14 protein-coding genes and 2 pseudogenes are annotated in these 17465 nt (G+C 55.6%); 12 read left to right on the top strand and 4 right to left on the bottom strand.

Translation table 11 applies throughout. The features are described from left to right. Positions 1-119: 119 nt before the first annotated feature. The 9 genes and pseudogenes from ACR0NJ_RS12730 to ACR0NJ_RS12690 all read left to right on the top strand — a co-directional run. Positions 120-371: pseudogene (locus tag ACR0NJ_RS12730) on the top strand (DDE-type integrase/transposase/recombinase); the annotation flags it as partial. Positions 372-638: 267 nt separating this feature from the next. Continuing rightward, positions 639-2378 carry an ABC transporter substrate-binding protein gene (locus ACR0NJ_RS12725; RefSeq protein WP_480817507.1) on the top strand — a complete coding sequence of 580 codons (1740 nt, stop codon included), beginning with the start codon at positions 639-641 and terminating at the stop codon, positions 2376-2378. Positions 2379-2459: 81 nt separating this feature from the next. Beyond that, positions 2460-3509, top strand: a complete 1050-nt coding sequence (locus ACR0NJ_RS12720) for an ABC transporter ATP-binding protein (protein ID WP_480817506.1) — start codon at positions 2460-2462, stop codon at positions 3507-3509. Between the two features lies 1 nt (position 3510). Further along, positions 3511-4587 (top strand): ABC transporter ATP-binding protein, encoded by a 1077-nt coding sequence (locus ACR0NJ_RS12715; protein WP_480817505.1) that lies wholly within the window; start codon positions 3511-3513, stop codon positions 4585-4587. Continuing rightward, positions 4584-5447 carry a carbohydrate ABC transporter permease gene (locus tag ACR0NJ_RS12710; RefSeq protein WP_480817504.1) on the top strand — a complete coding sequence of 288 codons (864 nt, stop codon included), beginning with the start codon at positions 4584-4586 and terminating at the stop codon, positions 5445-5447. The genes ACR0NJ_RS12715 and ACR0NJ_RS12710 overlap by 4 nt, the downstream gene beginning before the upstream one ends. Beyond that, entirely contained in the window at positions 5444-6241 is a 798-nt protein-coding gene (locus tag ACR0NJ_RS12705) for a carbohydrate ABC transporter permease (RefSeq protein WP_480607990.1), read from the top strand. Before ACR0NJ_RS12710 ends, ACR0NJ_RS12705 begins: the two co-directional genes overlap by 4 nt. Positions 6242-6249: 8 nt before the next feature. Continuing rightward, positions 6250-6651: a DUF2160 domain-containing protein gene (locus ACR0NJ_RS12700; protein ID WP_480817503.1), complete on the top strand. Its 402-nt coding sequence runs from the start codon at positions 6250-6252 to the stop codon at positions 6649-6651. A gap of 66 nt (positions 6652-6717) precedes the next feature. Beyond that, complete coding sequence (locus tag ACR0NJ_RS12695) at positions 6718-7113, top strand: BlaI/MecI/CopY family transcriptional regulator (protein WP_480817502.1); 396 nt, start codon at positions 6718-6720, stop codon at positions 7111-7113. Further along, complete coding sequence (locus ACR0NJ_RS12690; RefSeq protein ID WP_480817501.1) at positions 7100-8197, top strand: M56 family metallopeptidase; 1098 nt, start codon at positions 7100-7102, stop codon at positions 8195-8197. Before ACR0NJ_RS12695 ends, ACR0NJ_RS12690 begins: the two co-directional genes overlap by 14 nt. A gap of 503 nt (positions 8198-8700) precedes the next feature. Here the strand turns inward: ACR0NJ_RS12690 and ACR0NJ_RS12685 are convergent. Both ACR0NJ_RS12685 and ACR0NJ_RS12680 read right to left on the bottom strand, forming a co-directional pair. Beyond that, positions 8701-9543 (bottom strand): SDR family NAD(P)-dependent oxidoreductase, encoded by an 843-nt coding sequence (locus ACR0NJ_RS12685; protein WP_480817500.1) that lies wholly within the window; start codon positions 9541-9543, stop codon positions 8701-8703. 38 nt (positions 9544-9581) lie between these two features. Next, a complete protein-coding gene (locus ACR0NJ_RS12680; RefSeq protein ID WP_480817499.1) occupies positions 9582-10556 on the bottom strand; it encodes an SDR family oxidoreductase in 975 nt (324 codons plus the stop codon). On the opposite strand from ACR0NJ_RS12680, the gene ACR0NJ_RS12675 reads away from it, so the two are divergent. Together ACR0NJ_RS12675 and ACR0NJ_RS12670 are read left to right on the top strand one after the other, a co-directional pair. Further along, positions 10555-11445: an AraC family transcriptional regulator gene (locus ACR0NJ_RS12675; RefSeq protein ID WP_480817498.1), complete on the top strand. Its 891-nt coding sequence runs from the start codon at positions 10555-10557 to the stop codon at positions 11443-11445. The genes ACR0NJ_RS12680 and ACR0NJ_RS12675 overlap by 2 nt on opposite strands. A gap of 263 nt (positions 11446-11708) precedes the next feature. Beyond that, entirely contained in the window at positions 11709-12347 is a 639-nt protein-coding gene (locus ACR0NJ_RS12670) for a DsbA family protein (protein WP_480817497.1), read from the top strand. A 535-nt stretch (positions 12348-12882) separates the two neighbouring features. Here the strand turns inward: ACR0NJ_RS12670 and ACR0NJ_RS12665 are convergent. Both ACR0NJ_RS12665 and ACR0NJ_RS12660 read right to left on the bottom strand, forming a co-directional pair. Next, entirely contained in the window at positions 12883-14118 is a 1236-nt protein-coding gene (locus ACR0NJ_RS12665; protein WP_480817496.1) for a metallophosphoesterase, read from the bottom strand. Positions 14119-14242: 124 nt separating this feature from the next. Then, positions 14243-16879, bottom strand: a complete 2637-nt coding sequence (locus ACR0NJ_RS12660) for an AsmA family protein (protein ID WP_480817495.1) — start codon at positions 16877-16879, stop codon at positions 14243-14245. A 379-nt stretch (positions 16880-17258) separates the two neighbouring features. On the opposite strand from ACR0NJ_RS12660, the pseudogene ACR0NJ_RS12655 reads away from it, so the two are divergent. Then, positions 17259-17417 (top strand): annotated as a pseudogene (locus tag ACR0NJ_RS12655) (IS6 family transposase); the annotation flags it as partial. Positions 17418-17465: the final 48 nt, after the last annotated feature.

Genomic DNA, 17465 nt, shown 5'->3' with positions numbered 1-17465 from the left:
AAACTTGGGGCGCTTTTCAGCCACGAGTCTAGAATCGAATGCTGCTGGTATAACGTGTGTCTGATTAGGCCCATATCTACGGCACAAAGATATTCGTCGAATGTTGAAAAAAACCTAGAATTGGTGCCGTCAAAAAACAGAAAACCGGCAGGTGGCTCAGCAACTGCGTTGAGAATTGGCACCTTCCGTTTCGACGACGCGAACGCGCGATGCAGCGTTTCAGGCGCATGCGAAGTTTGCAGAAATTCGCCTCCGTCCATACCTCTGTCAACAATCACTTCAATCAGGAAAGATCGCTAGCCAGCCGAGGCATCTTCAAACTGACACGTACCGCCGCTCTCGCTGAGTGGCGTCAACTTTGTTCCGGTTAGGTTCACGGTTTCCGTGGCAAACTGAGACTGGTTCAGAATTCATCTGACAGCACCTTCTTGCGGTGGTTTCGACATTTACGGGCAATAGCTGATCGGAAAATGCTTCAATTGCTAACAACTTCAGATTCAAAAAAAGTGATTTTTATCATATGTTTAAAGAGGTGCCTCTCTATTACTAAAATTTTAGTTTGACAGAGGTGCGAAAAATCGCCGATGCTAATCGTCATCCGGTCTGCACCGGATCACATAATCTTTGGGAGGAGACAGATGCGCAGACATCTACTATCCGCAGTGGCGGCAGCTGCCGTTATTGCGGGCCATGGTTTTGCTTGGGCCGACGAAGCCGCAGCACAACGTTGGATCGACGACGAGTTCCAGCCATCGACACTGACGAAGGATGAACAGCTGTCCGAGATGAAGTGGTTCATCGAGGCCGCTCAACCTTACTCGGGCATGGAAATCAACGTCCTGTCCGAGGGCATTCCGACGCACTCCTACGAATCCGAGGTTCTGACCAAGGCGTTCGAGGAAATCACCGGAATCAAGGTCAACCACCAGATCCTCGGCGAGGGCGAAGTGGTTCAGGCCGTTCAGACCCAGCTACAGACTGGCCGGAACCTGTATGACGGTTATGTCAATGACAGCGATCTGATCGGCACGCATTCGCGCCTGCAACTGGCCTATCCGTTGACCGACATGATGGAAGGCGACTGGGCGGCGACGACTTCGCCGACGCTGGATCTGGATGACTTCATGGGCATTCAGTTCACCACCGGCCCGGACGGCAAACTGTATCAGCTGCCCGACCAGCAGTTCGCGAACCTCTATTGGTTCCGCAAGGACTGGTTCGATGATGAGGACAACAAGGCCGCATTCAAAGAGAAATACGGCTATGACCTTGGTGTACCGGTCAACTGGTCAGCCTACGAGGACATCGCCGAGTTCTTTACCAACGACGTGAAAGAAGTCGATGGCGTTACGATCTATGGCCATATGGACTACGGCAAACGTGCGCCTGACCTGGGCTGGCGTATGACCGATGCGTGGCTGTCGATGGCAGGTGCCGGTGACGTAGGTGAGCCAAACGGTGTTCCGGTCGACGAATGGGGCATCCGCATGGAAGCGGGCACCTGTAACCCGGTTGGGGCATCCGTCTCGCGCGGGGGTGCTGCAAACGGCCCGGCTGCGGTTTATGCGATTCGCAAGTGGGATGAGTGGCTGCGGGCTTATGCGCCTCCGGGTGCGGCGTCTTATGACTTCTACCAATCGCTGCCGGCACTCAGCCAAGGCAACGTGGCCCAGCAGATCTTCTGGTACACTGCCTTTACTGCCGACATGGTGAAGCCGAAGTCCGAAGGCAACAACACCGTGGATGACGAAGGCACGCCGCTGTGGCGGATGGCGCCCAGCCCGCATGGCCCCTACTGGGAAGAAGGCCAGAAGGTTGGGTATCAGGACGTGGGGTCGTGGACCTTCCTGAAATCGACCCCTGCGGATCGTGCTCAGGCGGCTTGGCTCTATGCTCAGTTCGTGACGTCCAAGACTGTTGACGTGAAGAAGTCCCATGTGGGTCTGACCTTCATCCGCGACAGCTCGGTCAACCACGAGTCGTTCACCGAACGCGCACCCAAGCTGGGTGGTCTGGTCGAGTTCTATCGCTCGCCTGACCGCGTGGCATGGTCGCCGACCGGCATCAACGTGCCTGACTATCCGAAGCTGGCCCAGATCTGGTGGCAGCAGATCGGTGACGTGAACTCGGGCGCGTTCACCCCGCAAGAGGCGATGGACCGTCTGGCAGAAGAGATGGACATCACCATGGCCCGGATGCAGGCCGCGGACGAGGCCGCCAACGTCTATGGCGGCTGTGGCCCGCGCCTGAATGAGCCGCAGGATGCCGCCTTCTGGCTGGAAAAGCCGGGCTCGCCCAAGGCCAAGCTTGAGAACGAAAAGCCGCAAGGCCAGACTGTCAACTATGACGAACTGGTCAAGCGCTGGCAGTCTCAGTAAGCCCTAGCAACCGGGGGTGCCGTGCGCGGCATCCCCACCCCACGACCAGTGCGCGGCACTGAAGGACCGGAATCCACGGACATGATCGAACTTCAAGATGCCACCAAACGGGTTGGCAATGTCATCCATATCAAGCCCACCAACCTGACGCTGCAGACCGGCCATTTCAACGTGCTGCTGGGCGCAACGGGATCGGGCAAGACCTCTTTGATCAAGATGATGGCCGGGCTGGACCCGATCGCCTCGGGCAAGGTCTTCATGGATGGGCAGGACGTCACGCGGCTGAACACGCAGAAACGGCAGATCAGTCTGGTGCACCAATTCTTCGTCAACTACCCGCATATGAGTGTTTTCGACAACATCGCCTCGCCCCTGCGCGTGGCAGGCATGGCACAGTCCGAGATCGAAGGCCGCGTTGAAGAGGCTGCCGACCTGCTGCAATTGCGCCCGATGCTAAACCGCCGCCCGCATGAGTTGTCGGGCGGGCAACAGCAACGCACTGCACTGGCCCGCGCAATTGCCAAGGAAAGCCGTGCGGTGTTTCTGGATGAGCCGCTGGCGAACCTCGACTACAAGCTGCGCGAGGAATTGCGTGAGCAGCTGCCCGATCTGTTCGCCGGGCGCGGTGCTGTCGTGGTCTACGCCACCTCGGAGCCGGAAGAGGCGCTGTTGCTGGGGGGGTACACCGCGTTGATGGACGATGGCCAAGTCACGCAGTTCGGTCCCACCGCAGACATCTATCGCAACCCGGAAAACATCGCCGCCGCCCGGGTGTTCTCGGACCCGCCGATCAATGTGGCACGCATCACGGTATCCGGCGCGCGGGCGCAGCTTGCGGGCGGCGGCGGCTGGACCGTCTCGAACATGGCTGACGGAGATTACATGGTCGCCGTGCGCCCCCACCGGGTGACACCGTTCCGCACTTCCGATGCTGACGTGGAACTGACCGGACGCGTGATCGTGACCGAATTGTCGGGCTCGGATTCCAGCGCCCATTTCCGGCACGGGGCGGATGACTGGGTGTCTCTGGCCGCTGGCGTGCATCCCTATCAGGTGGGCGAGGATCACAGTTTCTACATGAACCCGGCGCATTGCCGGTATTTCGGCCAAGATGGCCAAAGGGTGGCCTGACATGGCACAGATCAAGCTTTCAAACCTGCGACACAGCTATTTCCCCACGCCGAAAGGTCCGCAGGATTACGCCTTGAAAGAAGTGGACGTGACGTGGCGCGACGGCGGTGCTTATGCGCTGCTTGGGCCCTCGGGCTGCGGCAAGTCCACGTTGTTGAACATCATTTCAGGCCTGCTGACTCCATCCGAAGGACAGATTCTGTTCGACGGTCAGGACGTGACCGCTCTGCCACCTGATCAACGCAATATCGCTCAGGTTTTTCAGTTCCCGGTGATCTACGACACGATGACCGTGGGCGAAAACTTGGCCTTTCCGCTGAAGAACCGGGGCGTTGACCCGGCAACGATCAAGCGCCGCGTCGATGAGATCGCCGAGATGCTGGACGTTACGGATATGCTGAACACCCGCGCCAGCGGCCTCAGCCCGGATAACAAACAGAAGATCTCGATGGGGCGCGGTCTGGTCCGTGATGACGTGAACGCAGTGATGTTCGATGAGCCTCTCACCGTGATCGATCCGCATTTGAAATGGAAACTGCGGTCCAAGCTGAAAGAGCTGCATCAGCGCGTTAAAGCCACGATGATCTACGTGACCCATGACCAGACCGAGGCGTTGACCTTCGCCGATGAGGTTGTGGTGATGCAGGAAGGCGAGGTCGTGCAGATCGGCACGCCGGTTGAACTTTTTGAACGTCCTCAGCACACATTTGTCGGCCACTTCATCGGCTCGCCCGGCATGAACGTTCTGCCCTGCGAGGCCAAAGGCGACCGCGCCCTGTTCGAAGGACATGAGGTCATGCTGGAAGGCCCGACCCACGGCGACGGGGGTCGCACCGATCTTGGCATCCGACCCGAATATGTGGGATTTGGCGACACCGGCATCCCGGCGCATGTGACCAAAGTTTCGGACATTGGCCGCCACTTTGTGGTCAGCGCCATGGTCGGCAACACCGCCCTGAAGGCCGTGACCGAACACAGCGTGCCCGAACCCGGATCACAAGTCTTCCTGCAATTCAAACAAGAACAATCCCGCGTCTATCGTGACGGCTGGATCGCAACCGAGGAGCGGGCGCAATGAGAACCGAAAACCAAAAAGCCTGGTTCTTTGTGCTGCCCGTGCTGGCGCTGGTCGCCTTCAACGCGCTGGTGCCGATGATGACGGTGGTCAACTACTCGGTGCAGGAAACCTTTGGCAATAACCAGTTCTTCTGGGAGGGGTTGGGCTGGTTCGAACAAATCCTGCGCTCGGACCGGTTCCAAGCAGCCCTCGGTAGGCAATTCCTGTTCACCTTCCTGATCCTGCTGATTGAGGTGCCGCTGGGCATCATCGTCGCCTTGTCGATGCCAAGAAAAGGCTTCTGGGTGCCGGTCTGCCTGGTGCTGATGGCCTTGCCGATGCTGATCCCTTGGAACGTGGTCGGCTCGATGTGGAACATCTTCACCCTGCCGAAAATCGGCCTGATGGGATATTTCCTGAATGACGTTCTGGGCATCAACTATGACATGACCCAACAGCCGCTGTCGGCGTGGATAACCATCGTCGTGATGGATGTCTGGCACTGGACCTCGCTGGTGGTGCTGCTGTGCTATGCGGGTCTTGTATCGATCCCGGATGCCTACTACCAAGCGGCCAAGATCGACGGGGCCAGCCCTTGGTCGGTTTTCCGCTACATCCAGTTGCCCAAGATGAAGACCGTCCTGACCATCGCCGTTCTGCTGCGGTTCATGGACAGTTTCAACATCTATACCGAGCCCTTCGTTCTGACCGGCGGCGGCCCCGGCAACTCAACCACCTTGCTATCGATCGACCTTGTGAAGATCGCGCTGGGACAGTTCGACCTTGGCCCTGCAGCCGCGATGAGCCTGATCTATTTCGCCATCACGCTGCTGGTCAGCTGGGTCTTCTACACTCTGATGACAAAGGATGACGCGCAATGAAGAAGCGATCCCTCATCCCGATCCTCTATATCGCGTTCCTGATGTTGCCGATCTACTGGCTGGTGGCGATGTCCTTCAAGACCACGAACGAGATCCTGTCGGGCTTTTCCCTGTTTCCCCAGACCTTTACGCTGGAGAATTATATCACCATCTTCACGGACCCGACGTGGTATTGGGGCTATATCAATTCGATCACCTACGTGACACTGAACACGGTGCTGTCGGTCTGTGTGGCGCTGCCTGCGGCCTATGCGTTCTCGCGCTATCGGTTTCTGGGCGACAAGCAGCTGTTTTTCTGGCTGTTGACCAACCGGATGGCCCCGGCTGCGGTGTTTGCGCTGCCGTTCTTCCAGCTTTATTCCTCGATTGGGCTGTTTGACACGCATCTGGCCGTCGCGCTGGCGCACACCTTATTCAATGTGCCGTTGGCGGTGTGGATTCTGGAAGGTTTCATGCGCGGCATCCCCAAAGAATTGGATGAGACAGCCTATGTCGACGGCTATTCCTTCCCGCGCTTCTTCGTGACGATCTTCCTGCCCAACATCAAAGCGGGCGTGGGCGTAGCGGCTTTCTTCTGCTTCATGTTCTCGTGGGTCGAAATGCTACTGGCCAAAACCCTGACCGCGGTCGAGGCCAAACCCATCGCTGCCGTGATGACCCGCACCGCATCCAGCGCAGGGTACGAATTGGGCCTGCTGGCGGCAGCAGGCACCCTGACCATCATCCCCGGTGCCATCGTCATCTGGTTTGTCCGCAACTACATCGCGCGCGGTTTCGCGATGGGACGTGTGTGAGGTTCGATATGCGTAAACTTTTTCTCACTCTTACCTTGTTGCCGTCGATGGTTTCTGCCCAACAGGCCGGATGGGGCAGTGTCGGCCAACAAGAGGAAAAGGGGTTCTCGTGGACTGCCCCTCTGTGGCCCGATTTCTGGATGGCGTGGACCCCGGCAACGCTGGCGGTATTCGTGGGTATCTTCTCGGCAATCGCCTTGATCGGCGTGCTGGAAGGGTTCAAGTTCCGCGACGGCCTTGAACGGCGCGGTGTGCTTGGCCTGACCACCACGCTGGGGGATCGGTTGTTCATCACTCTGCTGGGATCGGCCTATATCTTCCTGGCCTGGCTCGGGCTGGTGGGCCAGCCGGTCTGGACACCTCTTTTCCTGTCCATCGGCTGGGGCGTCTTCGTCTTCTGGAAAGTTTAAGCTTTGCGAAACAGCGAAAGGATGCTTGTCTGTCAGGCATACTAAAAAATGACGACACCAAGATCGATGCGAAAGAAAAAGACAACAAACCTTCTGACCGAAGTGGAACTGGAGTTCATGAACGAGCTTTGGGCGCTTGGTCAGGGTTCGGTCCGGGATGTCCTTGATCGCCTGCCACCTGAACGCAATCTGGCGTACACATCAGGCGCGACAATTCTGCGTATCCTTGACGAAAAAGGGTTCGTTGAAAGTAAAAAGAATGGCAAGTCACTGATCTACAGACCGCTGCTGGAAAAGGACAGGTACCAGTCGCGATCGCTGCAAAATCTCTCCCGGACCTTGTTCGACGACACCCCCGCGACACTGGTCGCAAGGCTGGTCGACGATGCGGGACTGACAGAAGATGATCTGGAGGAAATTCGAGCACTTGTAGAGAGGAGACTGCAAAATGACAGCGGTTAAACCGGTTCTCGACGCGTTTCTCGAGTTCAATGTTGTGCTTGGATTGGCAGCGCTCATCTGGCTGGCGGCCCGTGCGACCTTGGCGCGTACTTCGTTGCGCCATGGCTTTGTCGCTCAGCTTCGTTCCCTGAAAGCACTGTGCATCTGTGTTATTGTGAGCCCGGTTCTGGCCATGGGTGTCTCGGCTGTTGTCGGTCTGATATGGCCGGGGCGCGTTGTCGCGCTTGGGGATATTGCCGTGGCGGCCTATCTGCGCGGCGACATTGCCATGCCGGCTGCGCAGTTCGAAGCTCTTCTGAATACACGCGGACGCTGGTTGGATCACGTTCTTTCCGGAACTTACGTGGTTGTAACTTGCGTGTTGGTGGCACTTGCAGTGGTGTCGGCGGTCCTGGCAATCCGGGTCGTGCGCAACGCTCTGGCAATTCGTAAGTCAGTAAAGACCAGCTTTCTGTGGCGGCAGTCCGCCAAGGTGGACATTCGTTTGTCGGACCGTATTACCGTGCCATTCGCAGTGCGCGGCCTGCGCCGTCGTCATGTGGTGCTGCCAAGCCATTTGCTGAATACGCCGCGTGACCTGCGCTTTGCACTGGCGCATGAATTCCAGCATATCCGCGCACTGGACGTGGAGTGGGAACTGGGTTTCGAGCTTCTGCGCCCTCTACTCTTCTGGAACCCGGCTTATCTGGCAATGAAGCATCAGTTTGATCGGCTTCGCGAATTGGCCTGCGATCAATCTGTCGTCTCGCGCAAAGGGATTGATACAACGGACTATACGGCCTGTTTGCTGGACTACTGTACGCGCTCGGTTAAGCTGCAAAGCCCGCGCATTCTTCACGTCGCTTTGGTGAACGGACCAAAAGCAAAGCATGCCTTGCGCCAGCGCGTGATTGCCCTGACCGAAGGACCAAAGGCAACCGCACAATTGCCTGCTGTTTTCCTTGGGCTGACCCTGTCGCTGGCAACTGTGCTTGCCGTCGGTTCGGCATCCGTGCGTCAGACCGAGGATTGGAGCCACGATCGCCTGATGCTTTCCACCGTTGTAAATCTGGAACGGCTGGAAGCGCGCAATCAGGGAAATTGATAGGCTGCAGTGAATGTCAGCCTTGGATCAGTGAGGAGGTCTTGCGTTTGCTGTAAGCGTGGCCGAATTTCAGTTTCGACGCTGAGAAGCTGCTGGTCGTCGTAGACGCCATGTGGACTATTGCCAAAAACGCCGTCAGCAGCTGTCACGCGACTGTCTCTGTGTTCGAATTTGATTGCCCGAGGATTGTGCGATCGTGGACCAAACCCATTTCAACCGGCTGCAACGCAGCATCACCACATACAAATGAAGGTCCGCTTCGAGACGTCCTCGGAATACGATCTGAGGACACGAATCTAGCTGCTGCTTTTGCACCGATTGTGCTAGACAGCCCAAAGTATTTGATACTGCGCTTCGTACGAAGGTCCGATTGTTAAGGTTCGGGCACAGCACCCGGTTTCGTCCGATCAGTTTCAAATGAGCCCTGTTGGATGCACAACAGTCTTTCTCCCTCCATCCATCAGCACGCTCGGTGCTTTTTGACGGTCTCTTGTTTGGTTCGACTATTCCAAGGCCTCGTGCGCCGCAAAGGCATCGGCATAGTCGGGATGCCATCGTGAAAGAGCCGGGCGATTATTGATAATATCGCCCACGGCCCATTCAATCCGTTTGCGGTCGCGCTCTTCGGAGACATCATTGTCCGGGCAAAGTATATAGAAATCCCCGTCCGACATGCGCTTCAGCAGATAGTCAACTGCCTCTTCGCTTGTCCAAGCGGCTGCGGGTTTTTCCGGCATGAACTTTTCAATCATACCCGTATAGGTAAATCCCGGCACGAACAGATGGGCGGTAATATCCGTTTCGGCCTGTCGCAAATCATGCGCCAGCATTTCTGTCATGACCTTCACGGCGGCTTTGCTAGTGTTATAGGCGGGGTTTCCGGGCGGTGTGGTGATGCCCTGTTTTGACCCGGTGTTGATCACCGCAGCCGGGCGCTCTGCTTTGATCATACGCGGCAGGAAAGCGTGTACGCCGTTCATGACGCCAAACAGATTGACCTCTAACAGTTTTCGCCAGTTTTCCGCGTTTTCCCAACTGCCGGACGGCACCGCGATACCGGCGTTGTTCATCAGGACAGCCACCTCGCCAAGAGCAAAGACTTGATCCGCCAAGGCATTCACAGCTTTGGCGTCAGTAACATCCGTCGGAACCGGCTGAACAATTGCGGACGCCCCGGCCTGATCGCGCAAGTCCGCCTCGGCCCTGTCCAAGGCCTCACCAGCCAGATCGACCAGTACAACCCCCAGACCGTCTTGAATAAATCGTTGGGCCGCGGCCTTGCCGACACCGTTTGCGGCCCCGGTTACAACGGCCAGACCACCTTTATCGATTGCTTTGCGGTACATCGATCATCCTCGTTTTCTATGAAGGGCTAAGCCGCCCCTCAGGGTGCCATTTTTTGCTTGAGGCCACCGATGAACGTCTCGTCATCCTGTTGTTTGCGCGCATCGAGCAATTCTTCGGCATCAGGCCCTGCGCGAAAACGTAGGCGGTTTCCGGTCTCGTTGGCCGCATCCCAAATGACCTGCGCGACAGTTTCCGGTTCAGAAGGGGTCGCGGCCAACTTGCCAAAAAGACGCCCCATGGCTTCGGCCATAGGCGCGTAATCCGGCAGATTCTCATCCATCGCAAAATCGAAAGAGCTGCCGCCGAAGTTGGTCCGGATCATTCCCGGCTGGACAATACGGACACGAATGCCAAGCGGCTCCAATTCGTAATGCAGCGCCTCAGAAAGCCCCTCTACCGCGAACTTGGTACCATGATAGAGCGCGCCAAGTGGAAAGGTGATCTGTCCTCCGATGGAAGAGATATTTATGACCGTTCCCGACCGGTTCTGACGGAAATGAGGCAGAACCGCTTTGGTCACCTCCATCAACCCAAGCACGTTGGTGTCAAACTGACGCCGGATGCGATCCATCGAAAAGGCCTCTAACGCCCCGTAAGCGCCGTAACCCGCATTGTTCAGCAGCACATCAATCTGCCCGAACCGTTCGATGCCAGCGCCCACAGCTGATGCGATTGAGTCTGAATCCGTCACATCCAGTTGGGTTAGATGCACGTTGTCCAAAGTCCCCAGATCCGCGCTGTCCGCAGGGTTGCGCATGGTGGCAATGACATTCCAACCATTCGCTTGGAAGTGTCGGGCAGTTGCCGCGCCAATGCCGGATGAGGCCCCGGTGATCAGAATGGTTTTCATGTTGTTGCTCCGCAAGTTTATAAACACACAATATCCATCTAAAGGCGACGTATCTTTCAGTATTTTCCGCTTTTCTTGCTTAATCCTCCAGAAATGAGAATTTTCAGTAATAGCGTTGGTTGCTTCTGTGCTAACGGTCGGGCAACGACAGGAGGCAGTCATGGGACCTCGGACTCTATTGGACTATGTTCGGGCACTGCTTGACCAAGCAGGCATCGTGCAAGGTGCGCTGACACATAAGGAAAGCGGGACGGTTTTTCTGACCCACCCGTCGACCACGCAACATGACGCAAATGTCTACCGCCCGCTGTTATGCGCGGTCCTGCAAGGCGCCAAAGAGGTTGGGACCAGTACCAGAACACTGACCGTGCGGGCCGGGCAGTCGCTGATCGTCAGCAACGCGCTGCCGGTTGTCTCAAGGATTACCGAGGCCAGCCCAGAACGCCCCTATGTCGCGCTCGTGTTCCCTCTTGATCTGAATATCTTGCGCGCCCTTGCCGCGTCCCTGCCGCAGTCATCCACCCATCGCGTGTCGGATCCATTTTCGATCTGCCTCGCCGACACCGATGATGACATGAAGAGCGCCCTGTTGCGGTATTTTCAGCAGTGTGAAACCGAAGAGACGCGCCACATGCTGGCGCCGATCACCGCGCGGGAAATCCATGCCCGCCTGCTGATCGGGCAACATGGCGGCACGCTGCAAAAACTGGTGTGGCACGAAAACACGTCCAGCCGAATTTTCGCGGCAACGCACGAAATCCGGTCAGATCTGGCTAGTCCCCTTGACGTCAGAGAGCTTGCCGGGCGCGTGGGTATGAGCAGCTCGGCCTTTTTTGAACAGTTCAAGGCCGTCACGGGAACCTCGCCGCTGCAATACCAGAAAGACCTGCGCTTGCTTCAGGCCCGGAATGAGCTTCAAACCACCGGCTCAAAGATCTCAGAGATTGCTTACGGGGTCGGCTATGAAAGCCCGGCTCAATTCTCACGAGAATATGCCCGCAAATTCGGACGTTCCCCGAGACAGGACCGCGTTTCCGGGCCTGTCCAATAGGGCTGCACGGATAAAGCTCAAACGAGGTAGTCCTGTCACGAGCCAAGTGTTTCGACGCAATCAATTTTCTAGAAGCGACCGTTTGTGCAACAGCGGAATTTGTTCTTTGTTCGCATTGCGTGACTTCAGTCAGCCGATGGTTTCGCGCTCGCCGTGAACGGAAGGTTCGAAGGGCGTGTCTCAGAAGCGGCTGCCGAAGGTCATTGACCGGTATGGGCTGTGGCGCTCTAGAAATCTCGCAGAAGAGCCCTCATGATAGAAAGATGTCTGTCATTGAATACATCTACTCGGCACACTCTGCCTTCGCGTATCTGGGCTCTAGGAAATTGAGTGACATCTGTTCTAGGCATCACGTCACCCTGATCCATAAACCTGTTTTGTTGTCCCCTGTAGTTGAAGCACAAGGAAGTCTTCCATTTGCGGCGCGAACACAGGCGCATGTGGACTACTTTTTTGGCCGTGAGATCGAGCGGTGGGCAGAGTACCGAGGTGTTCCTGTGGTAAAATTTCGACCGACCCATCATGATGCAGATTACAGCCTGGCTTCTGGCATGATCCTCGCTCTTGGGGATAGGGGCCCGGAAGCAGACAGCATGGCGCATAGTCTACTTGAAGCACATTGGCGCGACGATGCCGACCTGTCATCCCGCCCGACGCTTAAAGGGATAGCAACAAACCTGGGGCATGATGCGGAAAGCTTGCTGGAACTGGCCGCGTCCGGTTCGATTCAAAATAAGCTGCATGCAAATTCGGCCTGGGCAAGAGAGCAAAACGTTTTTGGATCACCAACATATCTTGTCGATGGTGATCCGTTTTATGGACAGGATCACCTTGAACTGGTCGAACGCGCGCTTTCGCAGCCATTCGCGCCATCAAAATGGACCAATCCGGCGGTGGATTGAGAGAACCCAGCTAAGGTCTCAACTGCGGACTGCAGTGTCCTATTGCCCGTTTAAAGTTCAGCTTTGGACCGGGACTTTTTTCTCGGATTTCTTCTTGACCTGGAGCTACTCAAGGCCGGTATCTGCCGGTCTGTGGGAGGTTTTTCGTCATGCGCATCTCTGAAGCCGCCGCCCGGTCTGGGCTCAAAGTTGATACTATCCGATACTAAAAGGCCGAAGGGTTCGTCCCAAACGTAGTGCGCGGTTCAGACGGGCACGGCGGTTTCTACAGAGAATGTCGGCTGGCTGACACTGCTCTTCTAACTTCGCGAACGGGCCGAGAAACGCGAGTTGTTAACTTTGTCCCTAGGAGCATGCACACTTTCTTTAGCGACCACAAAGGCTTGTTGTGGTGAGTTTTGGACATGGTGCTATCAGAACTAGACGTGCCGCAGTTTGATGCGGCGCGGACCGCGCTGACCACAACTATTCAAGTCGAAGTACCGAAGTACCCAAAGTAGATTACGAGGGCTTTTGAACCTTACTCGGCATGATTTCACTCGCAGGAAAGCGTATGCTTAACAAGACGACATCGACTTTGGGTTTTTCCTTCCGCATTGATTGCGTCCATCGACCAGCTGCCATCTGTTTCCAGCGTCAACATCATGAAGCCGAAATCGCTGTTGCTCACGACGGTGCTTGCCAGGCTACCAGCAACTTCAACGTTGGTAGCAAGATCGGCGGGCATGGGATCAAGCTGGGTTCCTCCATTGCCGCTTATCCCCTGGACTGGCCCTTCCAGTATGTCGATCGCCTGAAAGGCGTGAATGTGGCCTGACAAAACAAGGTTGACTGTTTCCGGAATGATCCCGCTGAACGCCGCTCGCTGCGTGTCGTCACCATCAATCAGCTCTCCGAACGCGTGCATGTTTACCCAAAGCGGACGGTGCGTGAGAAACCAAGCGTCGCGGCTGGTTGTTTCAAACAGGTCTTGGGCCATTCCTCGGTAGACATTTGTTAGGTCGGGGCTGCTATGTGGCGCCGGTCCGGCGGAGGAGTCGAATGAAATCAGATCAAGACCATCTACGGAAGCTATCCACGGCAAGGTTACAGCGGGACAACTCGAGGGAACGGGCCCGGATTCGAAATACCGGAACCACCCATTGTCGCCGCGTCCACAGTTCTCGTGATTGCCCCTCAGGAAAAGAAAGGGGACGCGCCGGAACAGACTGTCCGCCGGTTCCAGCCAGTCTGCCGACCAGGATTTGAAGGTGTCGCCAAAAGGAGACCCGCCGCATTTTTCTGCGTCCGGGCATTCCGATGCCCGATAAACGTAGTCACCAACATGGATAACCAGATCTGGCGATCTGGACGCGATCTCCTCGAGGATGGAATTCAACGGCCAGGCGGCTGGATCATAGCAATTCTGGACTCTGTTGCCGCGAATTCGGCACCCGGTATCCCCGATTACGGCAATCCGTTGCACGCTTGGATTTAGCGTCGGTAGTGGGTTTCCTTCAAGCATTATCTTCTGAGCCAGTTTTGGCGCGTGGTAGTCGCAAACCAAATGGGGAAACTGGTCCTGTGGCATCGCTCGCTTTTTCATCGCAACAGCCTGATCATCGATTTGCAACAAGGGGCAGTCAGGCGATGCAGTGATTGCTCTTACAATGATCTGATTATCCGGTCCGAGTTGGACCCAATGATGCAGCACGTCAGCTTTGGAAGACAAAACCGTGAAACACAGCCAAACCCATGCCGCAAAAACGAGTAAAGCGGTTCTCGTCAACATACCGGCCCCTCTTTCCGAAAATGCTGCAAGCTTAGGGGCGGGGCTCTGTAAGTCCAGTGAATATCAAACTTTGCTGACGTAAGCGGAACAAAAGAAACTCAATTCATGACATCGGAGATGGCACCTATTGTCTCAGCTGATTGATATCCGGGACGCAGGACTTTCGGTGTTCGGGGAACTCAGTAGCTCCATCCGCGCGCCTTTGGAAAATGTTGTGATGAAGAAGCTTAATTCTCGGATGCGTCAGCGTCCCGACGACTTCGAATGGCCATGCGCTCCGCGACAAAGGCTTGCCCAGTTTTCGGGCCTCAGCCTGAATTGAAATCGTGTCTTTGATCCAATCCAGATCGCCATGGGCCACAAGCTGTACCTTTTGGGTCTCTGCAACAAACGAGCTGAATGAAACGTCGCCGGCATTGATTTTGATCGGCGCGGCGAGGCACGTGATCTTGCTGTACCCTTTTCTTAACTCTTCGGAAATCAACCATGGAAAGATGCCAAGTCCGGACAGTTCGAGAAGACTGGTTGATATTCCGCCATCTGACATCACGATAGATGCCGAGCCTTTCATCGAGTTAATATAGGCATCTGCCGAGCGCCTGTTTCCGGTAATTTCAAAATTTCCATGCAGCCGCCCGACAGCCGAATATTTGGTATCGAACTCTTTGAACAGCGTCGCCAGATTCCAATCCCTTATCGTACCCTGAAGTGAAAGCAACTGAGGGCTCTTGACCATGTTCATTTTTGCGGTGGCAGAGAAATGACCGCCATCATAAGCAACCTCGACGGGCCCAAGCTGGGCAAGGCCGTTCTTTGCTTTCAGGTGGCTGGATAAACTGGTTATTGCCTCTTCGCCCTCGATTTTCTTGATGTCAATGGACACATCGACATCCTGATCGAGCAGGAAATCTTCTGCCTCAATGAGGTCGGTAGGTTTCCCATTCGGCCCGCTGCGGTTTGCACCCCGAGTGCCCGGTTGGCGAAAGCTTGTCGCGATGCGTGAAACAACGGCGACAGCGTTTTTGATGTCCTGCAATGCGATGCTTTGGCTGGCAATCTTGCCTTGTGTCAGGGCGCGGGTGCCAGCAGTGGACGTCTTTAGGTTGGCGCTCAACTCCGAGCTGCCGGATACCAGCGCAATTGCACTTGAGAAGTCGTCTTGTTCTCCGCCCGCGGACAGGCTGACCGTTAACGGTCCGGTGTTGACCGCTTTCTGGCCAATGGCCGCCAGGAATTGCGCGCTGTCTTTGATGTCCAGATTGAAATCGAAGGACAGGTTTTCAAAGTCATTGACGTTCCCGAGTTTAGCCCGGGTGCTCAGCTCCCAAATCTCGGTATCAACCGTGTGCGCATCGAACTGGTTGAGACTGAGGAACCCTTGAAGATCGTCTACAGAAAAGCTGCCTTCGACGCCGCCAAGCGACTTTGCGCTAGGGTCTCGAAAAAACAAGGAAGACGGGATCGACATCGTGCCGTCAAAGTTGATCTCTTTCAGGCGCAACAGGTCTTTGATGTCGCCTTTGGCCGTAAAGTAGGGCTGATCCTGCGGTCCTGCCTGCAGCGCGATGTTTTCCAGCGTGAGGTTCCCATTATCAGCACGAAACAGGCGGCCAAAACGAACCGGACCGATCTGCTTCAACTCGTTGTCAAACGCATTTGTTGTGAGGGTCAGGTTCTGAAACTCCAGCGCATTTTCCGTACCGACGATCTGGGTCGAAAGGTTGGTGAGCTTCAAATCCTTTAGGTCGGTAGCCGTTTCAGGCGGATCGCCCTGCGGATAGAAGCGCCCGTCAATTGCCAGATCGATACCTTCAAAACCGATCAGATCTTCGACCGAGCCTTCCGCTGTCAGCAATTGGCCGTTTGAAAGGTTCAAAGCCGTGCTGAAATCCGTGATTTTCAACTTTGGGTTCTGGTTGTGTATTTCGGCCGACAACGTTGCCTGACCTTCAATTTCGCGATCGAGTCGGAGAAGGTCCAATAGATCGCCGATCTCGCCGGTATCCAAAGTCAGTCTGCCTTCGAAGCCGCCACCATTTTCCGCTGAGATCGGGTTGCCGTTGAAATCAAGTTTCATCGCACCGAAATTCGCATTTGTTGTGAATGGTTGCCCTCGTGGATAGTCGCCTTCGATCTGAAAGCTCTGCCCGTTTACAGTTCCATGGCTTGTCACCGTTGCGCCTGCATCATCACCTAATTGGTTCAAGTGCAGGTCCGTCAGTCTGAAATCGAACTTGAAGCCCGTTGTTTCGTTATCGACGATCAGCGCGACCGACGTGAATGCAGCTGTTTTGTCGCTCAGGAACTCCAGAATACCATCCGTTTCGTTCTGTATTCCCAACGCTGTCGTACTGACTTCAGGCCGATCGTTCGCGACCCAGCTTTGGTTCCCGTCCGTGTCGGTCAGCATTCGAACTTTCAGGCCATCGATAACCAGGTTGTCGATATCAATCTGACCGGACATCAACGCGGGCAGGTTCAATTCCAACTCCAGGACGTTCAAGGTCGCCAGATTCACATTTTCAATGGCCTCGCTGGGCACTTCTACGTCGGTTGCGCGAACGTGGCTTGTTGCCCCCAGAATGATGCTGACATCACCTTCAATATACACCGTCTGGCCGATTTGTTCTGAGAGCATCTTTTCCAAAATCGGGGTTCGAAACCCAGAGAAAACAGGCAAAGCTAAAACGGACCAAAACAGCACGACAACAAGAACGGCGAGTAACGCTGCACGTCCTGTTTTTCGCAAGATCACCCTCATAGCATCCCACCACATTTGGCGCACATCGCCTGCGTCCTTGAAAACGTCTGCACTAAGAGGGTACCGAACTGCGTTGTGTGAAGAAACTAAATTGAGCTTTGTTAGAAATCGTCGCATTTGAATGGCTGAACGTTTCGTGGCCGGACTGGGCAAAGAATGGGGGGGACGGGACCGAGTTAGTCGATCAAGCTGGATTACAATCCGGCCGAGGTGATTGACGGCTCGGCACGTCAGGTCGTTTGCCCAGAGGAAACCGCCATGGACGAGCCTGTCGAGCCCGGCACTCTGAGGGCAAGCAGCTCAGATCGCTTGGTCTTTGACAGGTCTTGTCAGAAGAGCTTGGGTTGAGGTGGGCAGGGGGCTTTTGTAGTCACGATCCATGAGTATGCGGTTGCCATTCGAGTACATTAAAACCAGTCCAGCGATCATCAGTTCGACTGTGATGCCGTACGTTCGCTTCCCTCTATCTCTGAGTAACGTGGAAGACCTTTTGCACGAGCGTGGCATCGAAATGAGCCAGGAAACTGTCCGCTATTACTAGAATTGTTTCGGCCCGATGTTCTCGTCGGAAATTCGCCGTCGCTCA

The sequence above is a fragment of the Ruegeria sp. F11 genome, from assembly GCF_056533855.1.
The sequence above is the reverse complement of the archived record's forward strand: the minus strand, read 5'-3'. Positions and strand labels throughout refer to the sequence as shown.